We start from the raw sequence: 21,536 nt of genomic DNA on the forward strand, positions 1-21,536 counted from the left end.
CCGTATTTTATAATTATTTAACACGTGTTAAGATAATAGAGTCGTCATCAAATTCAGTGGGTCTTGCTGCATCAAAATTTATATTAAATTTTAAAGTGTCTTCATCTGTAAATTCTGCGATGCCTAACATTTTCTTTGATTCACCAGATTCTATTTTTGTCATAGTAAAATCAACTTCAATTGGATTAGTGTCGTAATTAATGGTGTAAGTCATTTTTCCTTTTTTACCATTCATAAAGAATTCTTTACCACCAATAGTTTGTCCATTAATTTCAAAAGAGGCATAACCTTCATCATCAAAAATAATATAGCCAATCTCATTCTTGTCTTCACCTTTCCATTTGCCAATAAAGTCGTTTGTATTAGTTGTGGTATTTAATAAAAGTGTAGGAATAATAAATAATGTAAATAGATACTTCATTGGTTTTTGTTTAGAATATTTTATTTAAAAATTGAGTAATACTTTCTTGATTGGCTCTAATTAATTCTTCTCGAGCCGCTTTGATATCGCTTGGTTTTTTGTCTTGAGAGAGTTTAAATTTACCTTCCCAATTGGTAATCGTAATTTCAAACATTTCAATATAATTAAGGTTTTTGTCTAAACGCGGATGGTTGGGGTCTAAAACGTATTTATGGTCTGGTGCTTCTAAAAATTCAGTCATTAAAATTAAGGATTGTTTTAGAGCCGCTTTACTTTCTATAGCTTTTACTTTACCTTTTAGATGTACTTTAATATAATTCCACGTAGGAAGTTGTGATGTAGAATAAATACTAGGCGAAATATAACATTCTGGTCCTGCAAAAATGAGAGTAACCTCCTTATTGTCCTTTAATAATTTAGCTTGCGGATTGTTTATATCAATATGGCCAATGAGTTTGCCCTCTTTATAAATTAAAGGTAAATGTGTAATTACGGGTTGATTGTTTTGTACAGAAATAACCGTTGCTAAAGGATAGGTTTTTATAACGTCAACCATGTGATTGGTGTCATTATCTTGGTGATGTTGTGGAGGATACAATAGGTTTGTGATTTTAAGATTTACGTCTATTGATTATTAAATTACTTCAACATTTATAGACGCTTAAATTTACAATTTTTTTATCTTTAATGCATGGCAAAGAAGTTAACTTCATTTTCAATTAAAAATTGGTCACAAGACGATCAGCCAAGAGAAAAGCTTAGAGACAGAGGGAAAACGTCTTTGAGTGATGCTGAATTAATAGCCATTTTAATTGGTTCTGGCAACAGAGAAGAAAGTGCTGTAGCATTATGTAAACGTATTTTTGCGAGTGTAGGTAACAACTTAAATGCTTTAGGTAAATTATCTATTGCACAATTAATGGAGTTTAAAGGTATTGGTGAAGCCAAAGCGATAACTATTGCTGCGGCATTAGAATTAGGACGTCGTCGTCGCTTAGAAGACGCGCTTCAATTAGATAAAATAACATCGAGTCGTTCGGTTTTTGATGTCATGCAACCTGTTATTGGAGATTTACCGCATGAGGAATTCTGGATCTTATATCTCAATAATTCGAATAAAGTCATTCAGAAAAACCAATTAAGTAAAGGTGGTATTACAGGCACTTTAGTGGATGTGCGTTTGGTACTCAAAAATGCATTAGAAGTTGGAGCTGTAGCCTTAATATTGTGTCATAATCATCCTTCAGGGACTTTAAAACCAAGTCAAGCAGACAAAGCGATAACTCAAAAGTTAAAAGTGGCAGCTCAGAGTTTAGATATTTCGGTTTTAGACCATCTAATCATTACTGAAAATGCTTATTATAGTTTCGCAGATGAAAATAGTCTTTAAGAAATTCTAAAACTTAGAAATCTTAAATCTCATATTATTTTGAAAAGCTATAGAATTTATTGTTTTTAATTTGGAATTTGCCCTAGCTATAAATTAACTTCCCAAAGCCAAATCAAAATTTTTTAAATAAAAGTCAATTAGGATTACCAATATAATTAGGGCAATTAGAGTTGGAATTTGTTATTTTTAACTTTTGGAATCCGCAATGCCTTATGCTACTCGTTTATACACATAAAATCACACCTCGCGTTACTTATACGTTTAAGCATATATGTAAACGAATTTTAGGTTTAGAGATTGGTTTTACGTCTAAAGTTGAAGATTTTATAGCACACGATAGTCTTAAAATGTCTTACGCAAGACAACCTTTAAGTCATGAGTTGTTTGTAAGAAGCAATAATTTGTTGTTTGAAACAGGGCTGTCAGATATTGATATTAGCGTACAGCAATGGGAAAACACAAAAGGATTTTTCTCTACAGGAGATCGAAGCGATTTACCATTCGATATTTTTGCCGCCTCTTTTTATTTATTGAGTAGATACGAAGAATATTTACCACATGTTAAGGATGATTATGGTCGGTTTTTAGCATCCGAAAGTTTAGCGTCTCAGCATAAGTTTATTAACCAACCTGTTGTAGATATTTGGGCTTATAAGCTTCAAGCTGTTTTGCAAGAGCGGTTTCCAGATTACAAATTTACAACACGTAAATATAACGTTAAGCCAGTGATAGATGTACCCATGGCTTACTACTTTAAACATAAAGGGTTATTGCGAACTATTGGAGGAACTTTAAACGACCTCGGACGTTTTAAATTGAAACAAACGTATACGCGTTATTTAGTTTTAATGGGTTTTAAACGCGATCCTTATGATACTTTTAAGTGGATAATTAGAAAACAAAAAAAATACGATTTTAAATTTATAGTATTGTTTTTAATAGGAGATTATTCAACCTACGATAAAAACATAAGCACTAATAGAAAATCATTTGTCTCCTTAATAAAATCGGTTGCAGATTATTGCGATGTTGGAATAAAAGCATCATATTTTTCTTTAAATAATATCAAGACACTTAAAACAGAAAAGATTAGAATGGAAGGAATTACACATACCGATTTAAAAGCGGTTCGCCATTCGTTTTCTAAACTCAATTTGCCTACGTCTTATCGTAATTTAGTAGAATTAGAAATTAATCAAGATTTTACAATGGGTTATATTGATACCTTAGGTTTTAGAGCAGGTACGTGTACACCATTTCAGTTTTACGATTTAGATTACGAAGTGCAAACACCGTTGCAAATTAATCCGTATCAGTGTTTAGATTATGCATTGTTAAAATACAATTCAGAGCTCGACAAAACAGAGCATTTACAAAAGTTAATTAACGAAGTTAAAGCCGTGAATGGTACTTTTGTTGCTGTGTTTCATAATTATAGCTTTAGTGATCTTGACCGCTGGAAAGGTTTTAAATCACTATTTAATTTAATATTAGAATCATCAGAATGAAAAACGAAATAAAACATGTGTTTTTCGATTTAGATCATACCCTTTGGGATTTTGATAAAAATTCAGGGTTAACGTTTGAAAAGATATTTAAGCTGAATACTATTAAAGTAAATCTCGATGATTTTTTAAGAGTTTATGAACCTATAAATTTTAAATATTGGAAATTATATAGAGAAGAAAAAGTAACAAAATCAAACTTACGGTATCGGAGATTACGAGAAACTTTTGATAAAATAGGAGTCAAAGTTGAAGACGAAATGATATACCATTTGTCTGAAAGTTATATAGATCATCTTTCAACTTTTAATCATTTGTTTGATGGGACTTTTGAAATTCTAAATTATCTGAAGGATAAATACCAGCTTCATATTATTACTAATGGATTTGAAGAAGCTCAGGATAAAAAAATGACCACTTCAAATATTAAACCGTATTTTAAAACAGTTACAAACTCTGAAATGGTAGGAGTGAAAAAGCCAAACCCTAAAATTTTTAATTTTGCGTTAGATTGGGCAAAGGCTAAACCTCACGAAAGTGTTATGATTGGAGACAGTCTAGAAGCAGATATTGAGGGAGCTCATAATATAGGTATGGATACCATTCATTTTGATTATAAGGATACCCATAATAATCATAAATATAAACGCATAACCAATTTAAAAACGCTTGTTAATCACCTTTAAAAAAAATAATATGTCAAAGAAAATAGTAATTTTAGTTTTATTTATGCTTGTGAGTTGGTATGGTGTAGCTCAAAAAAGTATAAATGATTACAAGTATATTATTGTACCTCAGAAGTTTGATTTTTTTAATACAGAAGACCAATATCAATTAAATTCTCTAACGAAATTTCTATTTAACAAATATGGTTATGAGGCCTTTTTTGCAGGTGACGTTGATGAATTCCCAGAGGATTTAAAAAAGAATCACTGTTTGGCATTAACCGCTGAAGTAACTAAAGAAAGAGGTGGAATATTTAAAACAAAGCTGTTAATTTCGCTAAAAGATTGTTACGGCGTTACCGTTATGACATCTCAAATAGGAGAGTCGCGAGTAAAAGAATATAAAAAAGCATATAACCTAGCTTTGAGAGATGCTTTTGTAACCTTCCAAAATTTTAATTATAAATATGTTCCTAAAGCAGACGTAATGGTTAAGCCTGTAGGTGCTGAAACGGGAAGTGTAAATGAAAGTACTATTAAAGTAGCAACACCAGAAAATAAAATTGTTGAAACAACTAAAACTGAAGAAGTAGAAAGTGTTAAAACAGAAGTAGTTTCTACAACGCATGATTTTTCAGATTTACATTATGCCCAAGAAATTAAAAACGGTTTTCAATTGGTAAATTCAGAACCAAAAATTGTTATGATTTTACTGAGCACTGCAGCAGAAAATGTATTTATTGTTAAAGGGAAGAGTGCCATTGTTTTTAAAGAAGACGGATTTTGGTACTATTCTGAAAACAATGGAGAACTAGGTGATAAAACAGCAATGAACATTAAGTTCTAAACCACTAATAACCATATTTATCTTTCCAAAGCATTTTTAAATAATTTCGCTGTGCTTGTTCACGAGCATTATTTCCTGGATTATATAGTTTTGTATTGGCAATTTCTTGTGGTAAAAATTCTTGAGCTGCAAAGTTGTTTTCGTAACTGTGCGAATATTTATATTGATCTCCATAACCCAATTCTTTCATTAGTTTGGTAGGAGCGTTTCTCATTGCTATTGGAACCGATAAATCACCAGTGTCTTTTACTAATTGTTGGGCTTTGTTTATAGCTTCGTATGCTGCATTGCTTTTTGCCGAACTGGCTAAATAAGTGACACACTGGCTTAAAATAATTCGAGATTCTGGATTGCCAATTACAGAAACCGCCTGAAAGGTATTATTTGCAATAACTAAAGCCGTTGGATTAGCATTTCCAATGTCCTCACTAGCGAGAATTAAGAGTCGTCTTGCAATAAATTTTACATCTTCGCCTCCTTCAATCATTCGTGCCAAATAATACACAGCAGCATTTGGGTCGCTTCCGCGAATGGATTTTATAAATGCCGAAACAATATCGTAATGCTGCTCTCCTGTTTTGTCGTATCGAGCAGATTTGTTTTGGATTTGTTTCATCACTAAATCATTAGTGATAATAATGTCTTCACCTTCAAATGAAGCAACTAATAGTTCAAAAATATTTAGCAGTTTTCTAGCATCACCACCAGACAATCGAAGTAGTGCTTCTGTCTCTTTTAATTCAATATTTAATTTAGAAAGTTTAGAGTCTTCAGTCATTGCGCGTTGAAGTAAATCTTCTAAATCTGTTTTGCTAAATGCATTTAAAATGTAAACTTGGCATCTAGAAAGTAATGCAGAGATAACTTCAAAACTTGGATTTTCGGTAGTTGCACCTATTAAGGTAATCCAGCCTCTTTCTACAGCTTCTAAAAGTGAATCTTGTTGCGATTTACTAAAACGATGAATCTCATCAATAAACAAAATAGGGTTTTTTGTGGTAAACATACCACCACTTTTTTTTGCTTTATCAATAACTTCTCTGATGTCTTTTACCCCAGAATTGATGGCACTTAATTTAAAAAACGGACGTTCAGATTCATTGGCAATAATATTAGCAAGTGTCGTTTTTCCAATACCTGGAGGTCCCCAAAGTATAAGTGAAGGAATTACACCGTTTTTAATTTGCTGATAAAGCACGCCGTCTTTGCCAACTAGATGTTGTTGACTTAAATAATCGTTTAGTGTTTTTGGCCTAAGGCGTTCTGCTAATGGAATATTCATAATTCAAAATTACAAAATGCTTTTGTGATGTATTAATTTAATTTCATCTTAAAATACCTTTTTCTGCCAATTTTGCAGACTATCCTATTTTGGCTACAAAATTGAAAGAGATTTATAACATGAGCAAACATCAACATTTTAAATATTCTAATAGTATTATTGTCTACCCTTTGATGATTTTGTTCAGTATTTGGTTGGTGTTTTGGTATCAAGTAAGAATAGATAGTGGTATAAAAGCTCTTGGAATAAGACCTCAAAAGATTGACGGACTTATAGGAATTGTAACAAGTCCATTTCTACACGGAGACATTAATCATATTTATAACAATTCTATTCCTCTTTTTGTACTCAGTGTAGCCCTGTTTTATTTCTACAATAAAATAGCATGGAAAGTACTAGGCTTTGGCATTTTATTATCAGGACTTTTAACATGGGTCATTGCTAATAATGGAAATCATATTGGAGCAAGTGGTTTAGTTTATGTGTTGGTTAGTTTTATGTTTTTTAAAGGGATTTTTGCCAAACATTATAGATTAATTGCTTTGTCTCTGGTCGTTATTTTTCTTTACGGAAGCATGATTTGGTATGTGTTTCCTATTAAAAGTGGTATGTCTTGGGAAGGGCATTTAAGTGGATTAATTACAGGCTTGGTGTTTGCATTAGTTTTTAGAAAACAAGTTGCAAAACCAGACCGTTATAAATGGGAAGAACCAGATTATAATGAAGAGGATGATCCGTTTATGAAACACTTTGATGAAAACGGAAACTTTATTGAGCTTCAACCTGAAGAAGATATAGAAGTTGAATCTGAAATTGAGGATAATCAAAAGCCCTCAAATAATCACAATAGAATCAGTATCAAATATACATTCAAAAAAAATGAAGATTAACGGCGTTGTCTAACGGCTTCATATAAAAAAGCACCACAAGCCACAGAAACATTTAAAGATTCTATTTCGCCTAGTATAGGAAGTTTTGCTTGGTCGTCTACGACTTTTAAAACAGAAGGATTAATTCCTCGGCCTTCAGAACCCATAATTATAGCACATGGTTCTTTAAAAGAGACATCATATAAATAATTGTCTGCTTTTTCAGTAGCTGCAATAACCTTTATTCCTGAAGACTGCATATGGAAAACGGCATCTTTAATATGGTCTACTTTACAAATAGGCATTTTAAAAATAGCTCCAGCACTTGTTTTTATAGTATCTCCATTAATAGGTGCTCCTCCTTTTTTCTGAATAATAATACCATTGACTCCTGTACATTCTGCAGTACGAACAATGGCACCAAAATTTCTTACATCACTTAATTGGTCTAATAATAAAAATAAAGGTGTTTTTCCAGATTCAATAACACTCATTACTAAGTCGTCAATATCATGAAAAGCAATTGGAGATATTAGTGCTACAGCTCCTTGATGATTACCTCGAGTTAGACGATTTAATTTTTCAATAGGAACGTAAGAAGAATTAATGCCTTCAGTACGAATAGCAAGTTCTAATTCTTGGAACAATTCACCATGAAGTCCTTTCTGCATAAAAACCTTATCTATGGTTTCACCAGATTTTATGGCCTCAATAATTGCTCTAATTCCAAAGATTGTAGTTTCGTTCTTCATGCTGCAAAGGTATAAAAAAAACCATCCGGAAATTGAGATGGTTTATCAAATTAATTCAAGTTTGTTAACTTAGTTTTTTGCCACCTTTTTACTTATAATATTGGTGTCTGAATAAATCTGTAAAAAATAGATGCCGTTTGGCTGGTTATATAAATCAATAGTGTTAGATGTAGTTGTATAGATTTTTTTTCCAATAACATTATAAACGTCAATTTTATCAATAGTTAATTCTGATATTATTTTTAAGGATCCGCTTGTAGGATTAGGGTACACTTTGGTTATTAGTGTTTCATAATTGGAAACACTTAAATTTTCACATGCCGTTATATTTGAATTTAATTCAATTGGAGCGCTTGGTGTTAAATCTCTATTTGTAAAAGCGGGATAATCTATATGATATTTTTGTGCTCTAAAACTGGTATTAGAATAGGTGGAAGGGTTGGTTCCTTGTGAAATGATATTTCCATTAGAAGTATTTATTGGAGTTATATATTCCCATACAACTTCTTCTGTCATTGTGATTTCAAAGAAGCGACCATTGATTCCTTCGCAAATTAGAGTATTTCCGTTTGGTAAACGCTGTGCACTGCTTAGTATACCAGAGTAGAAGTTTAAAGCGCCCGTAGAGCTTCCGTAAGTATAATCTGGAGATATAGGGCCATATGCACTTCCTGTGTCATAAGAATATACTCCAGGGCTATCGGTTTCAGGGTTCACAATATAAGCTTCAGAAAATAAGGGTAACCTTCCTCTACCATTATTAAATAATAAAATTTTATTTTCATCTAATAAGCCAGGTTTAATAAAGTGAGGAGAGTGTTGTCCGTAAAGTTGTCGGTCTGATTCGTCACCTTGATTATAGGCTTGAGGGTTTCCCCAGCGGTATAGAAAATCGCCTCCTTTATTATAGATACCTCCTTCGCCTGTAGCTGCTTTTTCAGTTGTAGTAGAGTGATCTATAATATAAAATTCACTTAAATTTCTAGAGCTTATTATAATCTGATCTAAAATAGGATTGTAATTTATTGAATTAAAATGAAGCCAATTGGCACCTCCTTCACCTCCATTTAAAAAGTTGATATTTAATTTTTCGGGATGTAAGGCTATATCACCAAAATTGTCTTTTTCGTCATCAAAATCCTGAATAACATGGTCCATGATGTTCCATTTCCATACAATTTCAGCACTGTTCTCGCCAACAGGAGTAACTTCTATAATTTGTTCATTGTATAAAATGTCTTCATTTAGAAGTGATGGGTTGCGTCCTAGTTGTAGAGCTTCAGAATTAGTAATCTTAGTTACTGCAAGAATAAGAACATTTCCGTTAGGCATAGGGAATACATCATGGTGTTGTCGCATTGTCGAATTGTCATAAAAATATTGCCAAGTGAGGTTGCCCTCCCAATCAAATAGTTCTATAACGCCACCTTGTCCGCCAAAAACAATATCACTACTTTCAGTTCTACCAGCTCTTAAAATATTTCCATTTTCTAATAAATGAACAGCATTGCCAGGAGGAAACTCACTAGACCACTGATTTATGATTTCTCCACAATTATTAATTAAGTAAGTTCCCGTAAAAGCACTAAAAAAGGTGTAGCCATCTGCAACACCTTCAGAAATAAGTGTTGTACCAATAGTGTTTTGGGAATAAGAAACGTTAATTGTAATTAAGAGTGTGAAAATTATTTTTTTTAACATGAGTTTTTCTTTAAAAGGTTGCAGTTAAGCTAATATGTATTTTAGAATCTGATAATTTAAATTGTCTGTTTTCTGTTTTTCCGCTAGAATAATTTAAACGAAAAAGGCCAGCATTGGTAAGTAGGCCTAGTCCAAACCCAAAACCAAATAGTTTTTCTTTACTATTTGTAAGTCTATTTTCAAAATAGGCAGCATCTAAAACCGAATGTACATAAATATCATTACTTAAACGATATCTGTATTCGGTACTTAGAACTCCGTAGAGATTGGCAACCAAACTATTTTCTTCAAATCCACGAATAGAATTGATACCGCCAAAACGAAATAATTCATTATCTAAATAATCGTCTGAAATAAGTGTTGCTCCATTTAAACGTGCATAAAAACTGTTCTTATTATTAAGATTAAATATCTTGTAAGCATCTATGTTAAATACACTTTGTTTTTGCGTGCCTAAGTTGTTATCTCTGTTTCCGAAGCCAGAAGAGGCATCCAACCAAAAGTTAATAGGAAATAAAGGATCAGAGAATTGAGGTTTTGTATAATTGTAGTGTAATGTATAATAATTAGATGTGTAATCGTTTAAAATATCAGTGTCGTCATCTAATAAGTTTGTTGAATTTGTAGTATTAATTCCTATTCCAATTTTATGCTGGGCATTAATTTGATAATTAATTTTTGCGTATTGCTTAGCAGTTAAAAAGGTAGAGTCTTTTCTAAAAATATTAAGGCCAACTTGTAACCCAATAGGAGAGCTAAATAGATAAGGTAAATCAGCATCTACATTAATTGTTTGTTGATCTATCTCATCGCTTTTATAAAAAAGATTTAAGGTCTCTCCGTAGTTAAGATTGTTAATCAGTCGTAAATCTAAATAACCATCAAATTCAATCTTATTAGTGTTTTCGTTAGTGCCAAAGCCAAGGAAGCCATCGAAGTTGTTTGTCTTTGTTTTTTCTACATATATATATAGTGTTGTAGAATCTTGGGTAAAAAGCACTTCTGGGTCTTTTATTTTATTAGCAAATCGTAAGTCGTTTAATAGTTCAATTTTTTCTTTAATAGCATTTAGGTTGAAAGACTTTCCTGTTCGTAACTTTAAGAAACGTTTTAAGTAAGATTTCGGAAACTTCTCATAGCCTTTTACAATAATCTTATCAATTCGTCTTTTTTGGTTCGTTACAATTTTTAAGTCGGCTGAAATTAAATCAGATTCTAATTTAGAAATATTAATAAGCTGTAAAGTTGAAAACGGATCACCTTGTTCGGCAATTGTAGAATTTAAGTTTTTTAAATAGGTTTCTAGCTCAGTTATTCTGAGTTCAAAGTAATTATTGTCTTTTGATTGATGAATAAGGTTTAAATATTCAGTATTAAAATCCGAAGGGTAATAGATTCTAATTCGATCTATCTGTTTACCCATTATTAGTTGTGCCTTAAAAAGAGAGTCGTTTTGTTTAGTAATACTTTTAATAGTAGTATCAATATAGCCATTTTTAATCAGCTTAGTTTTTAGATTGTTAATTTCAAGTTCTAAATTTTTGTAATTATTGAAGCTCTTTTGATAACCTAGAGAGTCAATAGTTGCCGTTGAAACTTCGTTTTCTCCAATAACTTTTAAATTGATAGATTGAGAAGTGCCTAGATTTGAAAAAACTAGAAGAATAAGAAAAAAAAGAAAACGGCTGTAAAACGGCATGGACACTAAATAGAGTAACTCTTATGTAACGTAAAAATAAGTCATATTATATACGAATGAAATGAAAGTTCATATTTCTTTTAAAAATTAATTCTCAAGTGTTTGAATAATAGATATTAATTACTACATTTGCACCCCTCAAAAGTGAGGATTAATAAAATTTTATATAGAAATATATGCCAACAATTTCACAATTAGTACGAAAAGGAAGAGCCAAAATAACCAAGAAGAGTAAATCGGCTGCTTTAGATTCGTGTCCTCAAAGACGTGGTGTATGTACTCGTGTTTATACAACGACACCTAAGAAACCTAACTCAGCAATGCGTAAGGTAGCAAGGGTTCGTTTAACAAACGGAAACGAAGTAAATGCATACATTGGTGGAGAAGGTCACAATTTACAAGAGCACTCGATAGTATTGGTTAGAGGTGGAAGGGTAAAAGATTTACCAGGAGTTAGATATCACATCGTTCGTGGTGCTTTAGATACAGCAGGTGTATCAGGAAGAACACAACGTAGATCTAAGTATGGTGCAAAACGCCCTAAGAAGTAATTAAAAACTTTAAGAAGAAGACATGAGAAAAAGAGCAGCAAAAAAGAGACCGCTTTTACCAGATCCAAGATTTAATGATCAGTTAGTAACACGTTTTGTTAACATGATGATGTGGGATGGTAAGAAGTCTGTAGCTTTTAAAGTATTCTATGATGCAATTGATATTGTTGAAGAGAAAAAGAATGATGACGAAAAAACAGCTTTAGAGATTTGGAAAGAAGCTTTATCAAATGTGATGCCTCACGTAGAAGTACGTAGTCGTCGTGTTGGTGGTGCTACATTCCAGATTCCAATGCAAATTCGTCCAGACCGTAAGGTTTCAACTGCGATGAAATGGTTAATTAGCTTTTCACGTAAGAGAAATGAAAAATCTATGGCGCAACGTTTAGCAGCGGAAGTATTAGCTGCAGCTAAAGAAGAAGGAGCGGCGGTTAAGAAAAGAACTGACACGCATAAGATGGCAGAAGCAAATAAAGCATTCTCACACTTTAGATTTTAAGAAATGGCAAGAGATTTAAAACTTACAAGAAATATAGGAATTGCGGCTCATATTGATGCTGGTAAAACAACAACAACAGAGCGTATCCTTTTTTATACGGGAGTTTCTCATAAAATTGGAGAAGTGCATGATGGTGCTTCTACAATGGACTGGATGGAACAAGAAGCGGAAAGAGGTATTACAATTACGTCTGCTGCAACTACATGTGATTGGACATTCCCAAAAGAAAATGGTGAGCCAACAGCAGAAGCTCAAGATTACCATTTTAATATTATTGATACTCCTGGTCACGTAGATTTTACGGTTGAAGTTAACCGTTCATTACGTGTATTAGATGGTTTAGTATTCTTATTTAGTGCGGTTGATGGTGTTGAGCCACAATCTGAAACTAACTGGAGGCTAGCTGATAACTATAAAGTTCCAAGAATTGGTTTCGTTAACAAAATGGACCGTCAAGGATCTGACTTTTTAGGTGTTTGTCAGCAGGTAAAAGACATGTTGAAGTCTAACGCTGTGCCAATCGTTTTAAACATTGGTGATGAAGATGAATTTAAAGGTATAATCGATTTAGTTAAAAACAGAGCTATTGTATGGCATGATGATAACTATGGTTCTACTTTTGATGTTATTGAGATTCCTGATAATTTAAAAGAAGAAGCTCGTAAATACCGTGCATTACTTATTGAAGAGGTAGCGGGTTATGATGAGAACTTATTAGAGAAATTCATGGAAGATGAAGATTCTATTACAGAAGATGAAGTGCACGCTGCACTTAGAGCTGCTGTAATGGATATGGCTATTATACCTATGGTATGTGGTTCTTCATTTAAAAATAAAGGTGTTCAGTTCTTATTAGATGCTGTTTGTCGTTATTTGCCTTCTCCTTTAGATAGAGAAAGTGTTGTAGGAACAAATCCAGATACTGATAAAGAAGAAAGACGTAAGCCTAGTGTAAATGAACCTTTTTCAGCTTTAGCATTTAAGATTGCAACAGATCCTTTTGTAGGTCGTTTAGCTTTCTTTAGAGCATATTCAGGTCGTTTAGATGCAGGTTCTTATATATTAAACAACCGTTCAGGTAAAAAAGAACGTATCTCACGTATCTATCAAATGCACTCTAACAAGCAAAATGCTATCGATTTTATCGAAGCAGGAGATATTGGAGCCGCTGTAGGGTTTAAAGATATTAAGACTGGTGATACTATGTCTGATGAAAAACATCCTATTGTTTTAGAATCTATGGACTTCCCTGATCCAGTAATTGGTATTGCAGTAGAGCCTAAGACTAAAGCAGATGTTGATAAGTTAGGTATGGCTTTAGCTAAATTAGCTGAAGAAGATCCAACATTTACAGCAAGAACTGATGAAGCTTCAGGACAGACAATCATTTCTGGAATGGGTGAGCTTCACTTAGATATTATTGTAGATCGTCTAAAAAGAGAATTTAAAGTTGAGGTTAACCAAGGTCAACCACAAGTTGAATATAAAGAAGCAATTACAGCTTCAGCAAATCATAGAGAAGTTTATAAAAAACAATCTGGTGGTCGTGGTAAATTTGCTGATATCGTATTTACGATTGAGCCAGCAGACGAAGGTGTTGTAGGGTTGCAATTTGAATCTGTAATCAAAGGTGGTAACGTTCCTAAAGAATTTATTCCATCAATTGAAAAAGGATTTAAAATGGCGATGCAAAATGGACCATTAGCAGGTTTTGAAGTTGATGCAATGAAAGTAACATTGAAAGATGGTTCTTATCACGATGTGGATTCGGATCAATTATCGTTCGAATTAGCAGCAAAACTTGGGTTTAAAAATTCAGCAAAAGCAGCAAAAGCGGTTATTATGGAGCCTATCATGAAACTTGAGGTGATTACACCAGAAGAAAACATGGGTGATATTGTAGGTGATTTAAATAGAAGACGTGGTATGATGGAAGGTATGGGAGACCGTGCAGGTGCAAAGACAATTAAAGCTACAGTACCGCTTTCTGAAATGTTTGGTTATGTTACAACATTAAGAACTTTATCTTCAGGTAGAGCAACATCAACAATGGAATTTTCACACTATGCTGAAACGCCTTCTAATGTGTCAGAAGAGGTGATTAAGGCTGCTAAAGGAATTGAATCGTAAATCTTAAGAAAATGAGTCAAAAAATCAGAATAAAATTAAAGTCTTACGATCACAATTTAGTAGATAAATCTGCTGATAAGATTGTAAAAACAGTAAAAAGTACAGGTGCAGTAGTAACAGGACCAATTCCTTTACCAACACACAAAAAGATTTTCACTGTATTACGTTCACCACACGTAAACAAGAAGTCTAGAGAACAATTTCAATTAAGCTCTTATAAGAGACTTTTAGATATTTACTCTTCGTCTTCTAAGACAATTGACGCTTTAATGAAACTTGAATTACCAAGTGGAGTAGAAGTAGAGATCAAAGTGTAATTACACAGTAACATGTCCTAAGCTGCGAGCGAGGGAAAAACGGTAAAAATACAATTCAAGGCTGAAACGTATTTCAGCCTTGAATATTTATAAAAAAAAAGATAAAATGAAAAAAATAAATAAATATATTCTTTTATTAGCAGTAGTATTTAGTTTTTCTTGTAGCAGTGACGATGATAATTCTAATGATGGAGGTTTATCGGTTTCAGGAACATATACATTAGATAGTTTAGTGCCAAGCTCTACTATAGATGCTGATGCTAATGGAACTTTTACTACAGAAGATATTATTGATCTCATCAATTGTGATTTTAAAATAGTACTTACAGATAATACTATTACCATCAATATGGATGACTTTTCAGTGTACCAACCAGCAACGGTTTCATCTGGTCCTGAAGGAGTAGAATTAGATTTAGAATTAGTAGAATGTCAGAGTTATACTGAATCTGGAACTTATACAGTAGAAGACGGAAGTTTAATTTCTACTATTGATGAAGAGCAAAATATTTTAGCTATTAGTGGAAATGAAATAACTTTAATTTATACAAGTTATTTCCATACAAGTGCTGATTCTGGAAATGATACTTCAGTTCAGTTTACAGCAAAGTTTAGTAAATAAATAATAATAACAAATAAATAATAATTATGTCTGGGTTAATTGGAAAAAAAATCGGTATGACCAGCATTTTCGATGAAAATGGGAAGAACATTCCTTGTACAGTAATCGAAGCTGGACCATGTATCGTTACCCAAGTCAGAACTGAAGAAGTGGATGGTTATTCTGCCCTTCAATTAGGTTTCGATGACGCGACAGAAAAAAGCGCTACTAAAGCAGACTTAGGTCATGCTAAAAAAGCGGGTACTTCTGTAAAACGCAAAGTTGTTGAATTCAAAGGTTTTGATGAGGAGTACAAATTAGGTGATGCAATCACTGTAGAGCAATTTACTGAAGGAGAATTTGTGGATGTCGCAGGTACTTCAAAAGGTAAAGGTTTTCAAGGTGTAGTAAAACGTCACGGATTCGGAGGTGTAGGTCAAGCAACGCATGGTCAACATAACCGTTTAAGAGCTCCAGGTTCTATTGGTGCAGCTTCTTATCCTGCGAGAGTATTCAAAGGAATGAAGATGGCCGGAAGAATGGGTGGTGAAACAGTAAAAGTTCAAAATTTAAGAGTTTACAAAGTAGTTCCAGAAAAGAACTTACTTGTGGTTAAAGGATGTGTTCCTGGTCATAAAAACTCTTATGTAATTATTCAGAAGTAATGAAGGTAGCAGTTTTAGATATAAACGGAAAAGACACTGGAAGAAAAGCTGAGCTTTCTAAAGAAGTGTTCGCTATAGAGCCTAATAATCACGCTGTCTATTTAGATGTTAAGCAATACTTAGCAAATCAAAGACAAGGTACACATAAGGCTAAAGAAAGAGCAGATATCTCTGGAAGTACACGTAAGATAAAAAAACAGAAAGGTACTGGTACTGCAAGAGCAGGTAGTATTAAATCTGGTGTATTTAGAGGTGGTGGTCGTATGTTTGGTCCTAGACCAAGAAATTACGGTTTTAAATTAAACAAAAACGTAAAACGATTAGCACGTAAATCTGCATTAAGTATTAAGGCAAATGACAAATCAATTTTAGTAATGGAAGACTTCAGTTTTGATGCTCCAAAGACTAAAAACTTTGTCAATGTATTAAAGGCTTTAGAGGTAGAAAACAAAAAATCTCTTATTGTGTTGGGTGAAACAAATAATAATGTATATTTGTCATCACGCAATTTTAAAGGGTCTGAAGTTATAAAGACTTCAGAATTAAGCACTTATAAAATTATGAATGCTAATAAAGTTATTCTAATTGAGAGTGCATTAGAAGGAATTGAATCGAATTTAAGTAAATAGAACAGATGAGTATCTTAATAAAACCTATCATCACAGAAAAAGCAACCATGCAAAGTGAGTTGTTAAATGCATATGCATTTGAAGTGAATACAAAGGCGAACAAGGTAGAAATCAAAAAAGCGGTGGAAGCTGCTTATGGAGTTTCTGTTGAAAAAGTTCGTACAATAAATGTCCGTCCAGAAAGAAGAACACGTCACACAAAGACTGGTATTCAACATGGTAAAACAAATGCTGTTAAAAAGGCAATTGTACAACTGGCGGAAGGTGAAGTAATAGATTTATACACTAACATGTAATTTTAGACATTAATGTCAGTAAGAAAATTAAAACCGATCACATCAGGTCAGCGATTTAGAGTAGTAAATGGATTTGACGCCATTACTACTGATAAGCCGGAGAAAAGCTTGCTTGCTCCGAAAAAGAGATCTGGTGGTAGAAACAGTCAAGGAAAAATGACCATGCGCCAATTAGGTGGAGGTCATAAGAAACGTTATCGTATTATCGATTTCAAACGTAACAAAACTGGAGTTCCAGCGGAAGTTAAAACAATTGAATACGATCCAAACAGAACAGCATTTATTGCGCTATTAAACTACCAAGATGGTGAGAAACGTTATGTTATCGCTCAAAATGGTTTACAAGTAGGGCAAAATATAGTGTCTGGTGAAACAGGTATCGCTCCAGAAATTGGAAACGCAATGCCTTTAAGTGAAATACCATTAGGAACAATTATTTCTTGTATTGAGTTACGTCCTGGACAAGGAGCTGTAATGGCTCGTAGTGCTGGTGCATTTGCTCAATTAATGGCAAGAGGTGATAAGTTTGCTACAGTAAAGTTACCGTCTGGTGAAACTAGAATGATTCTAGTGACATGTATGGCTACAATTGGAGCGATTTCAAATTCAGATCATCAATTATTAGTATCTGGTAAAGCAGGTAGAAGTAGATGGTTAGGAAGACGTCCAAGAGTAAGACCAGTAGTGATGAACCCAGTCGATCACCCAATGGGTGGTGGTGAAGGTAAATCTTCAGGTGGTCATCCAAGAAATAGAAACGGTATTCCTGCTAAAGGATTTAGAACGCGTTCTAAGACAAAGGCGAGTAATAAGTATATTGTAGAACGTAGAAAGAAATAATTAAGATAGTATGGCACGTTCATTAAAGAAAGGACCTTATATCCACTATAAGCTAGAAAAGAAAGTTGCAGAAAATGTAGCTTCAAACAAAAAGACGGTAATTAAAACTTGGTCTAGAGCATCAATGATTTCTCCAGATTTCGTTGGTCAGACTATAGCAGTTCACAATGGTCGTCAATTTGTTCCAGTTTATGTTACTGAGAATATGGTAGGTCACAAATTAGGAGAATTTTCACCAACACGATCTTTTAGAGGTCATGCAGGTGCTAAGAATAAAGGTAAAAAATAAGAATCATGGGAAGTCGTAAAAAACAAATGGCGGAAGCTATTAAGGCTGAGAAAAAGCAGGTTGCTTTTGCTAAGCTAAATAACTGTCCTACATCACCAAGAAAAATGCGTTTAGTTGCGGATTTAATTAGAGGTGAGAAGGCAGATAAAGCTCTTCAGATTCTTAGATTTAGTCAAAAAGAAGCATCTCGTCGTTTAGAGAAACTTGTAATATCTGCAATTGCAAATTGGCAAGCTAAAAACGAAGACGCTGATGTTGAAGAAGCTAAATTGTTTATCAAAGAAATTAGAGTAGATGGTGGTTCTATGTTAAAGAGATTGCGTCCAGCACCTCAAGGTAGAGCACACAGAATAAGAAAAAGATCTAATCACGTAACAGTGGTTGTAGATGCAATAAATAAAACACAAAGCTAAGATAGAGATATGGGACAAAAGACAAATCCAATCGGAAATCGCTTAGGAATTATCAGAGGATGGGAATCTAACTGGTACGGAGGAAACGATTATGGTGATAAGCTTGCCGAAGACGATAAGATTAGAAAATACGTTCACGCGCGTTTATCTAAAGCTAGTGTAAGTAGAGTAATTATTGAGCGTACGCTTAAACTTGTAACCGTTACTATCACTACTGCTAGACCTGGTATTATTATCGGAAAAGGTGGCCAAGAGGTAGATAAGTTAAAAGAAGAGCTTAAGAAAATTACTGGTAAAGAAGTTCAATTGAACATCTTTGAAATCAAAAGACCTGAACTAGATGCTTATTTAGTAGCAGCAAGTGTAGCTCGTCAAATAGAAAGTAGAATTTCTTATAGACGTGCTATAAAAATGGCTATCGCAGCTGCTATTCGTATGAATGCAGAAGGAATCAAAATTCAAATTAGTGGTCGTTTAAATGGTGCTGAAATGGCACGTTCTGAACACTACAAAGAAGGACGTATTCCTTTATCTACATTTAGAGCTGATATTGATTATGCTCTAGTAGAAGCACATACTACTTATGGTAGATTGGGCATCAAAGTTTGGATAATGAAAGGCGAAGTGTATGGTAAAAGAGAATTATCACCACTAGTTGGCTTATCTAAACAAAAAGGTAAAGGTGGACGTGGTGGAAACAAGAACCAATCTCGTCGTAGAAAGTAATTTTTTAAAGAAAAGACAAAATGTTACAGCCTAAAAGAACAAAATTTCGTAAGCAGCAAAAAGGACGTATGAAAGGAAATGCGGGAAGAGGTCATTTGTTATCAAATGGTACTTTCGGTATTAAATCATTAGAGTCAACTTTTATAACTGCACGTCAAATAGAAGCAGCGCGTATTGCAGCTACTCGTTATATGAAAAGAGAAGGATCGTTATGGATTAAAATTTTTCCAGACAAGCCGATCACAAAGAAACCTCTTGAAGTACGTATGGGTAAAGGTAAAGGTGGTGTAGAATATTGGGCAGCCGTTGTAAAACCAGGACGTATGTTATTTGAAATAAGTGGAGTGCCATTAGACGTAGCTCAAGAAGCTTTACGTTTAGCAGCACAGAAACTTCCGGTAAAAACTAAGTTTATCATAGCTAGAGATTACGAAGCTTAATAGAAAGATATTATGAAGCAATCAGAAATTAAACAGCTTTCAACAGCTGAGTTACAAGAGAAACTTAGTGAATCTAAAAAGAGTTATACGGACCTAAAAATGGCTCATACTATTTCTCCTTTAGACAACCCAATTCAGTTACGCGTTGCACGTCGCACAGTAGCTAGAGTGGCAACAGAACTAACTAAAAGAGACGTACAATAATTGTATTCTGCTGAAAGATGGAAAAAAGAAACTTAAGAAAAGAACGTATAGGGATCGTAACGAGTAACAAAATGGAGAAATCTATTGTTGTTGCTGAAGTTAAGAAAGTAAAACACCCTATGTATGGAAAATTCGTGTTAAAGACAAAGAAATATGTCGCACACGATGAGACAAATGACTGCAACGAAGGAGATACTGTAAAGATCATGGAAACACGACCTTTAAGTAAATCTAAATGTTGGAGATTAGTAGAAATAATTGAAAGAGCGAAGTAATTATGTTACAACAAGAATCAAGATTAAAAGTAGCTGATAATACTGGTGCAAAGGAAGTTTTAACTATCCGTGTACTAGGTGGAACTAAAAGAAGGTATGCTTCTGTAGGAGACAAAATAGTTGTATCTGTTAAAGATGCTACTCCAAACGGACAAATCAAAAAAGGTGCTGTATCTACAGCAGTTGTAGTTCGTACAGCTAAAGAAGTAAGACGTCCAGATGGGTCTTATATTAGATTTGACGATAATGCATGTGTACTATTAAATCCTCAAGGGGAAATGAGAGGAACTCGTGTTTTTGGACCTGTAGCTAGAGAACTTCGTGATAAACAATTCATGAAAATTGTATCATTGGCACCTGAAGTGCTTTAATTGATAAATAAGATGACAAAGCTTAAAATAAAATCAGGAGATACAGTAAAAGTAATAGCTGGTGATCACAAAGGATCAGAAGGTAAAGTACTTAAAGTATTAATAGATAAAAACAAAGCCATTGTAGAAGGCGTAAACATGGTTAAGAAACATACTAAACCAAGTGCACAGAATCCTCAAGGTGGAATTGTAGAGAAAGAAGCCTCTATACATATTTCAAACTTATCGTTGTTAACTTCAAAAGGTGAAGCAACAAGAGTTGGTTATAAAATGGAAGGTGATAATAAAGTGAGATTTTCAAAAAAATCTAATGAAGTAATTTAATATGGCTTACGTTGCAAGATTAAAAAAAGAGTATCAGGAAAAAGTAATTCCTGCTCTTACGGAAGAATTTGGATATAAAAATGTAATGCAAGTACCTAAGCTTACTAAGATAGTAATATCTAAAGGTGTTGGTGCTGCTGTTGCGGATAAAAAGTTAATTGATCACGCGGTAGAAGAGCTTACAAAAATATCTGGACAGAAAGCTATACACACAATGTCTAAGAAGGATGTTGCATCTTTCAAGTTACGAAAAGGAATGCCAATTGGTGCCAAAGTAACTTTAAGAGGTGAACAAATGTATGAATTCTTAGATCGTTTGGTAACTTCAGCTTTACCAAGAGTTAGAGATTTTAACGGTATTAAAGCTACAGGTTTTGATGGACGTGGAAACTATAATTTAGGTGTTGTAGAACAAATTATTTTTCCAGAAATAGATATTGATAAAATCAATAAAATTTCAGGAATGGATATTACATTTGTGACTTCTGCGGATACAGACAAGGAAGCGAAGTCTTTATTAACAGAATTAGGATTACCTTTTAAAAAGAATTAATTATGGCTAAAGAATCAATGAAAGCCCGTGAGGTGAAGCGTTCTAAAACGGTAGCTAAATATGCAGAAAAACGTAAAGCTTTAAAAGAAGCTGGCGATTATGAAGCATTACAGAAATTACCAAAAAATGCATCACCTATACGTCAACACAACCGTTGTAAACTTACAGGAAGGCCTAAAGGTTATATGAGACAATTTGGAATTTCTCGTGTAATGTTTAGAGAAATGGCCAACCAAGGTTTAATACCAGGTGTTAAGAAGGCAAGTTGGTAAAATTATAAAT

General features: G+C 33.5%; 30 protein-coding genes. 24 read left to right on the forward strand and 6 right to left on the reverse strand.

From position 1 onward, the window contains the following. Nucleotides 1-13 precede the first annotated feature (13 nt). Nucleotides 14-421 (reverse strand): hypothetical protein, encoded by a 408-nt coding sequence (locus KO504_RS13295; protein ID WP_215927655.1) that lies wholly within the window; start codon nt 419-421, stop codon nt 14-16. Nucleotides 422-431: 10 nt separating this feature from the next. Continuing rightward, nucleotides 432-1,019, reverse strand: a complete 588-nt coding sequence (locus KO504_RS13300) for an FMN-binding negative transcriptional regulator (RefSeq protein WP_252723694.1) — start codon at nt 1,017-1,019, stop codon at nt 432-434. Between the two features lie 93 nt (nt 1,020-1,112). Between KO504_RS13300 and radC the strand changes: the two genes are divergently transcribed. From radC to KO504_RS13320, 4 genes are all read left to right on the forward strand, one after another. Next, a complete protein-coding gene (radC, locus tag KO504_RS13305) occupies nt 1,113-1,811 on the forward strand; it encodes a RadC family protein (protein ID WP_215927657.1) in 699 nt (232 codons plus the stop codon). Nucleotides 1,812-2,023: 212 nt separating this feature from the next. Then, nucleotides 2,024-3,319 carry a polysaccharide deacetylase family protein gene (locus tag KO504_RS13310; RefSeq protein WP_215927658.1) on the forward strand — a complete coding sequence of 432 codons (1,296 nt, stop codon included), beginning with the start codon at nt 2,024-2,026 and terminating at the stop codon, nt 3,317-3,319. Next, nucleotides 3,316-4,002, forward strand: a complete 687-nt coding sequence (locus KO504_RS13315) for a YjjG family noncanonical pyrimidine nucleotidase (RefSeq protein ID WP_215927659.1) — start codon at nt 3,316-3,318, stop codon at nt 4,000-4,002. Before KO504_RS13310 ends, KO504_RS13315 begins: the two co-directional genes overlap by 4 nt. A gap of 10 nt (nt 4,003-4,012) precedes the next feature. Then, on the forward strand, nt 4,013-4,828 hold the full coding sequence (locus KO504_RS13320) for a hypothetical protein (RefSeq protein WP_215927660.1): 816 nt from the start codon (nt 4,013-4,015) through the stop codon (nt 4,826-4,828). A 4-nt stretch (nt 4,829-4,832) separates the two neighbouring features. On the opposite strand, the gene KO504_RS13325 is transcribed toward KO504_RS13320, so the two are convergent. Then, nucleotides 4,833-6,110, reverse strand: a complete 1,278-nt coding sequence (locus KO504_RS13325) for a replication-associated recombination protein A (RefSeq protein ID WP_215927661.1) — start codon at nt 6,108-6,110, stop codon at nt 4,833-4,835. A gap of 119 nt (nt 6,111-6,229) precedes the next feature. Between KO504_RS13325 and KO504_RS13330 the strand changes: the two genes are divergently transcribed. Then, complete coding sequence (locus KO504_RS13330; protein ID WP_215927662.1) at nt 6,230-7,000, forward strand: rhomboid family intramembrane serine protease; 771 nt, start codon at nt 6,230-6,232, stop codon at nt 6,998-7,000. On the opposite strand, the gene rlmB is transcribed toward KO504_RS13330, so the two are convergent. From rlmB to KO504_RS13345, 3 genes are all read right to left on the reverse strand, one after another. Continuing rightward, on the reverse strand, nt 6,997-7,731 hold the full coding sequence (gene rlmB / locus KO504_RS13335) for a 23S rRNA (guanosine(2251)-2'-O)-methyltransferase RlmB (RefSeq protein WP_215927663.1): 735 nt from the start codon (nt 7,729-7,731) through the stop codon (nt 6,997-6,999). The two genes, KO504_RS13330 and rlmB, sit on opposite strands and share 4 nt — an antisense overlap. A gap of 69 nt (nt 7,732-7,800) precedes the next feature. Next, entirely contained in the window at nt 7,801-9,432 is a 1,632-nt protein-coding gene (locus KO504_RS13340; RefSeq protein WP_215927664.1) for an aryl-sulfate sulfotransferase, read from the reverse strand. Between the two features lie 10 nt (nt 9,433-9,442). After that, entirely contained in the window at nt 9,443-11,131 is a 1,689-nt protein-coding gene (locus tag KO504_RS13345) for a POTRA domain-containing protein (RefSeq protein WP_215927665.1), read from the reverse strand. 176 nt (nt 11,132-11,307) lie between these two features. Between KO504_RS13345 and rpsL the strand changes: the two genes are divergently transcribed. From rpsL to rpsN, 19 genes are all read left to right on the forward strand, one after another. Next, entirely contained in the window at nt 11,308-11,682 is a 375-nt protein-coding gene (gene rpsL, locus KO504_RS13350; RefSeq protein ID WP_019386263.1) for a 30S ribosomal protein S12, read from the forward strand. A 22-nt stretch (nt 11,683-11,704) separates the two neighbouring features. Then, nucleotides 11,705-12,181: a 30S ribosomal protein S7 gene (gene rpsG / locus KO504_RS13355; protein WP_178984421.1), complete on the forward strand. Its 477-nt coding sequence runs from the start codon at nt 11,705-11,707 to the stop codon at nt 12,179-12,181. 3 nt (nt 12,182-12,184) lie between these two features. Then, nucleotides 12,185-14,311: an elongation factor G gene (gene fusA, locus KO504_RS13360; protein ID WP_215927667.1), complete on the forward strand. Its 2,127-nt coding sequence runs from the start codon at nt 12,185-12,187 to the stop codon at nt 14,309-14,311. A gap of 11 nt (nt 14,312-14,322) precedes the next feature. Continuing rightward, a complete protein-coding gene (gene rpsJ, locus KO504_RS13365) occupies nt 14,323-14,628 on the forward strand; it encodes a 30S ribosomal protein S10 (protein ID WP_007650482.1) in 306 nt (101 codons plus the stop codon). 106 nt (nt 14,629-14,734) lie between these two features. After that, nucleotides 14,735-15,250: a hypothetical protein gene (locus tag KO504_RS13370; RefSeq protein WP_215927669.1), complete on the forward strand. Its 516-nt coding sequence runs from the start codon at nt 14,735-14,737 to the stop codon at nt 15,248-15,250. A 26-nt stretch (nt 15,251-15,276) separates the two neighbouring features. Then, nucleotides 15,277-15,894 (forward strand): 50S ribosomal protein L3, encoded by a 618-nt coding sequence (gene rplC / locus KO504_RS13375; protein ID WP_215927671.1) that lies wholly within the window; start codon nt 15,277-15,279, stop codon nt 15,892-15,894. Continuing rightward, on the forward strand, nt 15,894-16,523 hold the full coding sequence (gene rplD / locus KO504_RS13380) for a 50S ribosomal protein L4 (RefSeq protein WP_215927673.1): 630 nt from the start codon (nt 15,894-15,896) through the stop codon (nt 16,521-16,523). The genes rplC and rplD overlap by 1 nt, the downstream gene beginning before the upstream one ends. A gap of 5 nt (nt 16,524-16,528) precedes the next feature. After that, entirely contained in the window at nt 16,529-16,819 is a 291-nt protein-coding gene (rplW, locus tag KO504_RS13385; RefSeq protein ID WP_173302428.1) for a 50S ribosomal protein L23, read from the forward strand. A gap of 12 nt (nt 16,820-16,831) precedes the next feature. Then, nucleotides 16,832-17,659, forward strand: a complete 828-nt coding sequence (gene rplB / locus KO504_RS13390) for a 50S ribosomal protein L2 (RefSeq protein ID WP_215927675.1) — start codon at nt 16,832-16,834, stop codon at nt 17,657-17,659. 10 nt (nt 17,660-17,669) lie between these two features. Beyond that, on the forward strand, nt 17,670-17,948 hold the full coding sequence (gene rpsS / locus KO504_RS13395) for a 30S ribosomal protein S19 (protein ID WP_008269180.1): 279 nt from the start codon (nt 17,670-17,672) through the stop codon (nt 17,946-17,948). A 5-nt stretch (nt 17,949-17,953) separates the two neighbouring features. Then, the gene (gene rplV / locus KO504_RS13400) at nt 17,954-18,361 is read left to right on the forward strand and encodes a 50S ribosomal protein L22 (RefSeq protein ID WP_215927677.1); all 408 of its coding nucleotides are present in this window, start codon (nt 17,954-17,956) and stop codon (nt 18,359-18,361) included. A gap of 9 nt (nt 18,362-18,370) precedes the next feature. Next, nucleotides 18,371-19,087: a 30S ribosomal protein S3 gene (gene rpsC / locus KO504_RS13405; RefSeq protein WP_215927679.1), complete on the forward strand. Its 717-nt coding sequence runs from the start codon at nt 18,371-18,373 to the stop codon at nt 19,085-19,087. Between the two features lie 20 nt (nt 19,088-19,107). Then, nucleotides 19,108-19,527: a 50S ribosomal protein L16 gene (rplP, locus tag KO504_RS13410; protein WP_008269176.1), complete on the forward strand. Its 420-nt coding sequence runs from the start codon at nt 19,108-19,110 to the stop codon at nt 19,525-19,527. Nucleotides 19,528-19,539: 12 nt separating this feature from the next. Further along, entirely contained in the window at nt 19,540-19,731 is a 192-nt protein-coding gene (gene rpmC, locus KO504_RS13415; RefSeq protein ID WP_115818549.1) for a 50S ribosomal protein L29, read from the forward strand. Between the two features lie 17 nt (nt 19,732-19,748). After that, nucleotides 19,749-20,006 (forward strand): 30S ribosomal protein S17, encoded by a 258-nt coding sequence (gene rpsQ / locus KO504_RS13420; protein WP_092469501.1) that lies wholly within the window; start codon nt 19,749-19,751, stop codon nt 20,004-20,006. Nucleotides 20,007-20,008: 2 nt separating this feature from the next. Continuing rightward, nucleotides 20,009-20,377 (forward strand): 50S ribosomal protein L14, encoded by a 369-nt coding sequence (rplN, locus tag KO504_RS13425; RefSeq protein WP_092446808.1) that lies wholly within the window; start codon nt 20,009-20,011, stop codon nt 20,375-20,377. 12 nt (nt 20,378-20,389) lie between these two features. Continuing rightward, nucleotides 20,390-20,701, forward strand: a complete 312-nt coding sequence (gene rplX / locus KO504_RS13430; protein ID WP_215927681.1) for a 50S ribosomal protein L24 — start codon at nt 20,390-20,392, stop codon at nt 20,699-20,701. A gap of 1 nt (nt 20,702) precedes the next feature. Continuing rightward, the gene (rplE, locus tag KO504_RS13435) at nt 20,703-21,254 is read left to right on the forward strand and encodes a 50S ribosomal protein L5 (RefSeq protein WP_215927683.1); all 552 of its coding nucleotides are present in this window, start codon (nt 20,703-20,705) and stop codon (nt 21,252-21,254) included. Between the two features lie 2 nt (nt 21,255-21,256). Beyond that, nucleotides 21,257-21,526 (forward strand): 30S ribosomal protein S14, encoded by a 270-nt coding sequence (gene rpsN, locus KO504_RS13440; protein WP_115818545.1) that lies wholly within the window; start codon nt 21,257-21,259, stop codon nt 21,524-21,526. The last annotated feature ends 10 nt before the right edge of the window (nt 21,527-21,536 follow it).

This window comes from Winogradskyella psychrotolerans, assembly GCF_018860565.1.
Lineage (GTDB): Bacteria > Bacteroidota > Bacteroidia > Flavobacteriales > Flavobacteriaceae > Winogradskyella > Winogradskyella damuponensis.

What these genes read in the sequence shown, in the direction of transcription:
- KO504_RS13295 (WP_215927655.1), bottom strand. Translation starts at nt 421, where the DNA reads ATGAAGTATCTATTTACATTATTTATTATTCCTACACTTTTATTAAAT.
- radC (WP_215927657.1), top strand. Translation starts at nt 1,113, where the DNA reads ATGGCAAAGAAGTTAACTTCATTTTCAATTAAAAATTGGTCACAAGAC.
- KO504_RS13310 (WP_215927658.1), top strand. Translation starts at nt 2,024, where the DNA reads ATGCTACTCGTTTATACACATAAAATCACACCTCGCGTTACTTATACG.
- KO504_RS13315 (WP_215927659.1), top strand. Translation starts at nt 3,316, where the DNA reads ATGAAAAACGAAATAAAACATGTGTTTTTCGATTTAGATCATACCCTT.
- KO504_RS13320 (WP_215927660.1), top strand. Translation starts at nt 4,013, where the DNA reads ATGTCAAAGAAAATAGTAATTTTAGTTTTATTTATGCTTGTGAGTTGG.
- KO504_RS13325 (WP_215927661.1), bottom strand. Translation starts at nt 6,110, where the DNA reads ATGAATATTCCATTAGCAGAACGCCTTAGGCCAAAAACACTAAACGAT.
- KO504_RS13330 (WP_215927662.1), top strand. Translation starts at nt 6,230, where the DNA reads ATGAGCAAACATCAACATTTTAAATATTCTAATAGTATTATTGTCTAC.
- rlmB (WP_215927663.1), bottom strand. Translation starts at nt 7,731, where the DNA reads ATGAAGAACGAAACTACAATCTTTGGAATTAGAGCAATTATTGAGGCC.
- KO504_RS13340 (WP_215927664.1), bottom strand. Translation starts at nt 9,432, where the DNA reads ATGTTAAAAAAAATAATTTTCACACTCTTAATTACAATTAACGTTTCT.
- KO504_RS13345 (WP_215927665.1), bottom strand. Translation starts at nt 11,131, where the DNA reads ATGCCGTTTTACAGCCGTTTTCTTTTTTTTCTTATTCTTCTAGTTTTT.
- rpsL (WP_019386263.1), top strand. Translation starts at nt 11,308, where the DNA reads ATGCCAACAATTTCACAATTAGTACGAAAAGGAAGAGCCAAAATAACC.
- rpsG (WP_178984421.1), top strand. Translation starts at nt 11,705, where the DNA reads ATGAGAAAAAGAGCAGCAAAAAAGAGACCGCTTTTACCAGATCCAAGA.
- fusA (WP_215927667.1), top strand. Translation starts at nt 12,185, where the DNA reads ATGGCAAGAGATTTAAAACTTACAAGAAATATAGGAATTGCGGCTCAT.
- rpsJ (WP_007650482.1), top strand. Translation starts at nt 14,323, where the DNA reads ATGAGTCAAAAAATCAGAATAAAATTAAAGTCTTACGATCACAATTTA.
- KO504_RS13370 (WP_215927669.1), top strand. Translation starts at nt 14,735, where the DNA reads ATGAAAAAAATAAATAAATATATTCTTTTATTAGCAGTAGTATTTAGT.
- rplC (WP_215927671.1), top strand. Translation starts at nt 15,277, where the DNA reads ATGTCTGGGTTAATTGGAAAAAAAATCGGTATGACCAGCATTTTCGAT.
- rplD (WP_215927673.1), top strand. Translation starts at nt 15,894, where the DNA reads ATGAAGGTAGCAGTTTTAGATATAAACGGAAAAGACACTGGAAGAAAA.
- rplW (WP_173302428.1), top strand. Translation starts at nt 16,529, where the DNA reads ATGAGTATCTTAATAAAACCTATCATCACAGAAAAAGCAACCATGCAA.
- rplB (WP_215927675.1), top strand. Translation starts at nt 16,832, where the DNA reads ATGTCAGTAAGAAAATTAAAACCGATCACATCAGGTCAGCGATTTAGA.
- rpsS (WP_008269180.1), top strand. Translation starts at nt 17,670, where the DNA reads ATGGCACGTTCATTAAAGAAAGGACCTTATATCCACTATAAGCTAGAA.
- rplV (WP_215927677.1), top strand. Translation starts at nt 17,954, where the DNA reads ATGGGAAGTCGTAAAAAACAAATGGCGGAAGCTATTAAGGCTGAGAAA.
- rpsC (WP_215927679.1), top strand. Translation starts at nt 18,371, where the DNA reads ATGGGACAAAAGACAAATCCAATCGGAAATCGCTTAGGAATTATCAGA.
- rplP (WP_008269176.1), top strand. Translation starts at nt 19,108, where the DNA reads ATGTTACAGCCTAAAAGAACAAAATTTCGTAAGCAGCAAAAAGGACGT.
- rpmC (WP_115818549.1), top strand. Translation starts at nt 19,540, where the DNA reads ATGAAGCAATCAGAAATTAAACAGCTTTCAACAGCTGAGTTACAAGAG.
- rpsQ (WP_092469501.1), top strand. Translation starts at nt 19,749, where the DNA reads ATGGAAAAAAGAAACTTAAGAAAAGAACGTATAGGGATCGTAACGAGT.
- rplN (WP_092446808.1), top strand. Translation starts at nt 20,009, where the DNA reads ATGTTACAACAAGAATCAAGATTAAAAGTAGCTGATAATACTGGTGCA.
- rplX (WP_215927681.1), top strand. Translation starts at nt 20,390, where the DNA reads ATGACAAAGCTTAAAATAAAATCAGGAGATACAGTAAAAGTAATAGCT.
- rplE (WP_215927683.1), top strand. Translation starts at nt 20,703, where the DNA reads ATGGCTTACGTTGCAAGATTAAAAAAAGAGTATCAGGAAAAAGTAATT.
- rpsN (WP_115818545.1), top strand. Translation starts at nt 21,257, where the DNA reads ATGGCTAAAGAATCAATGAAAGCCCGTGAGGTGAAGCGTTCTAAAACG.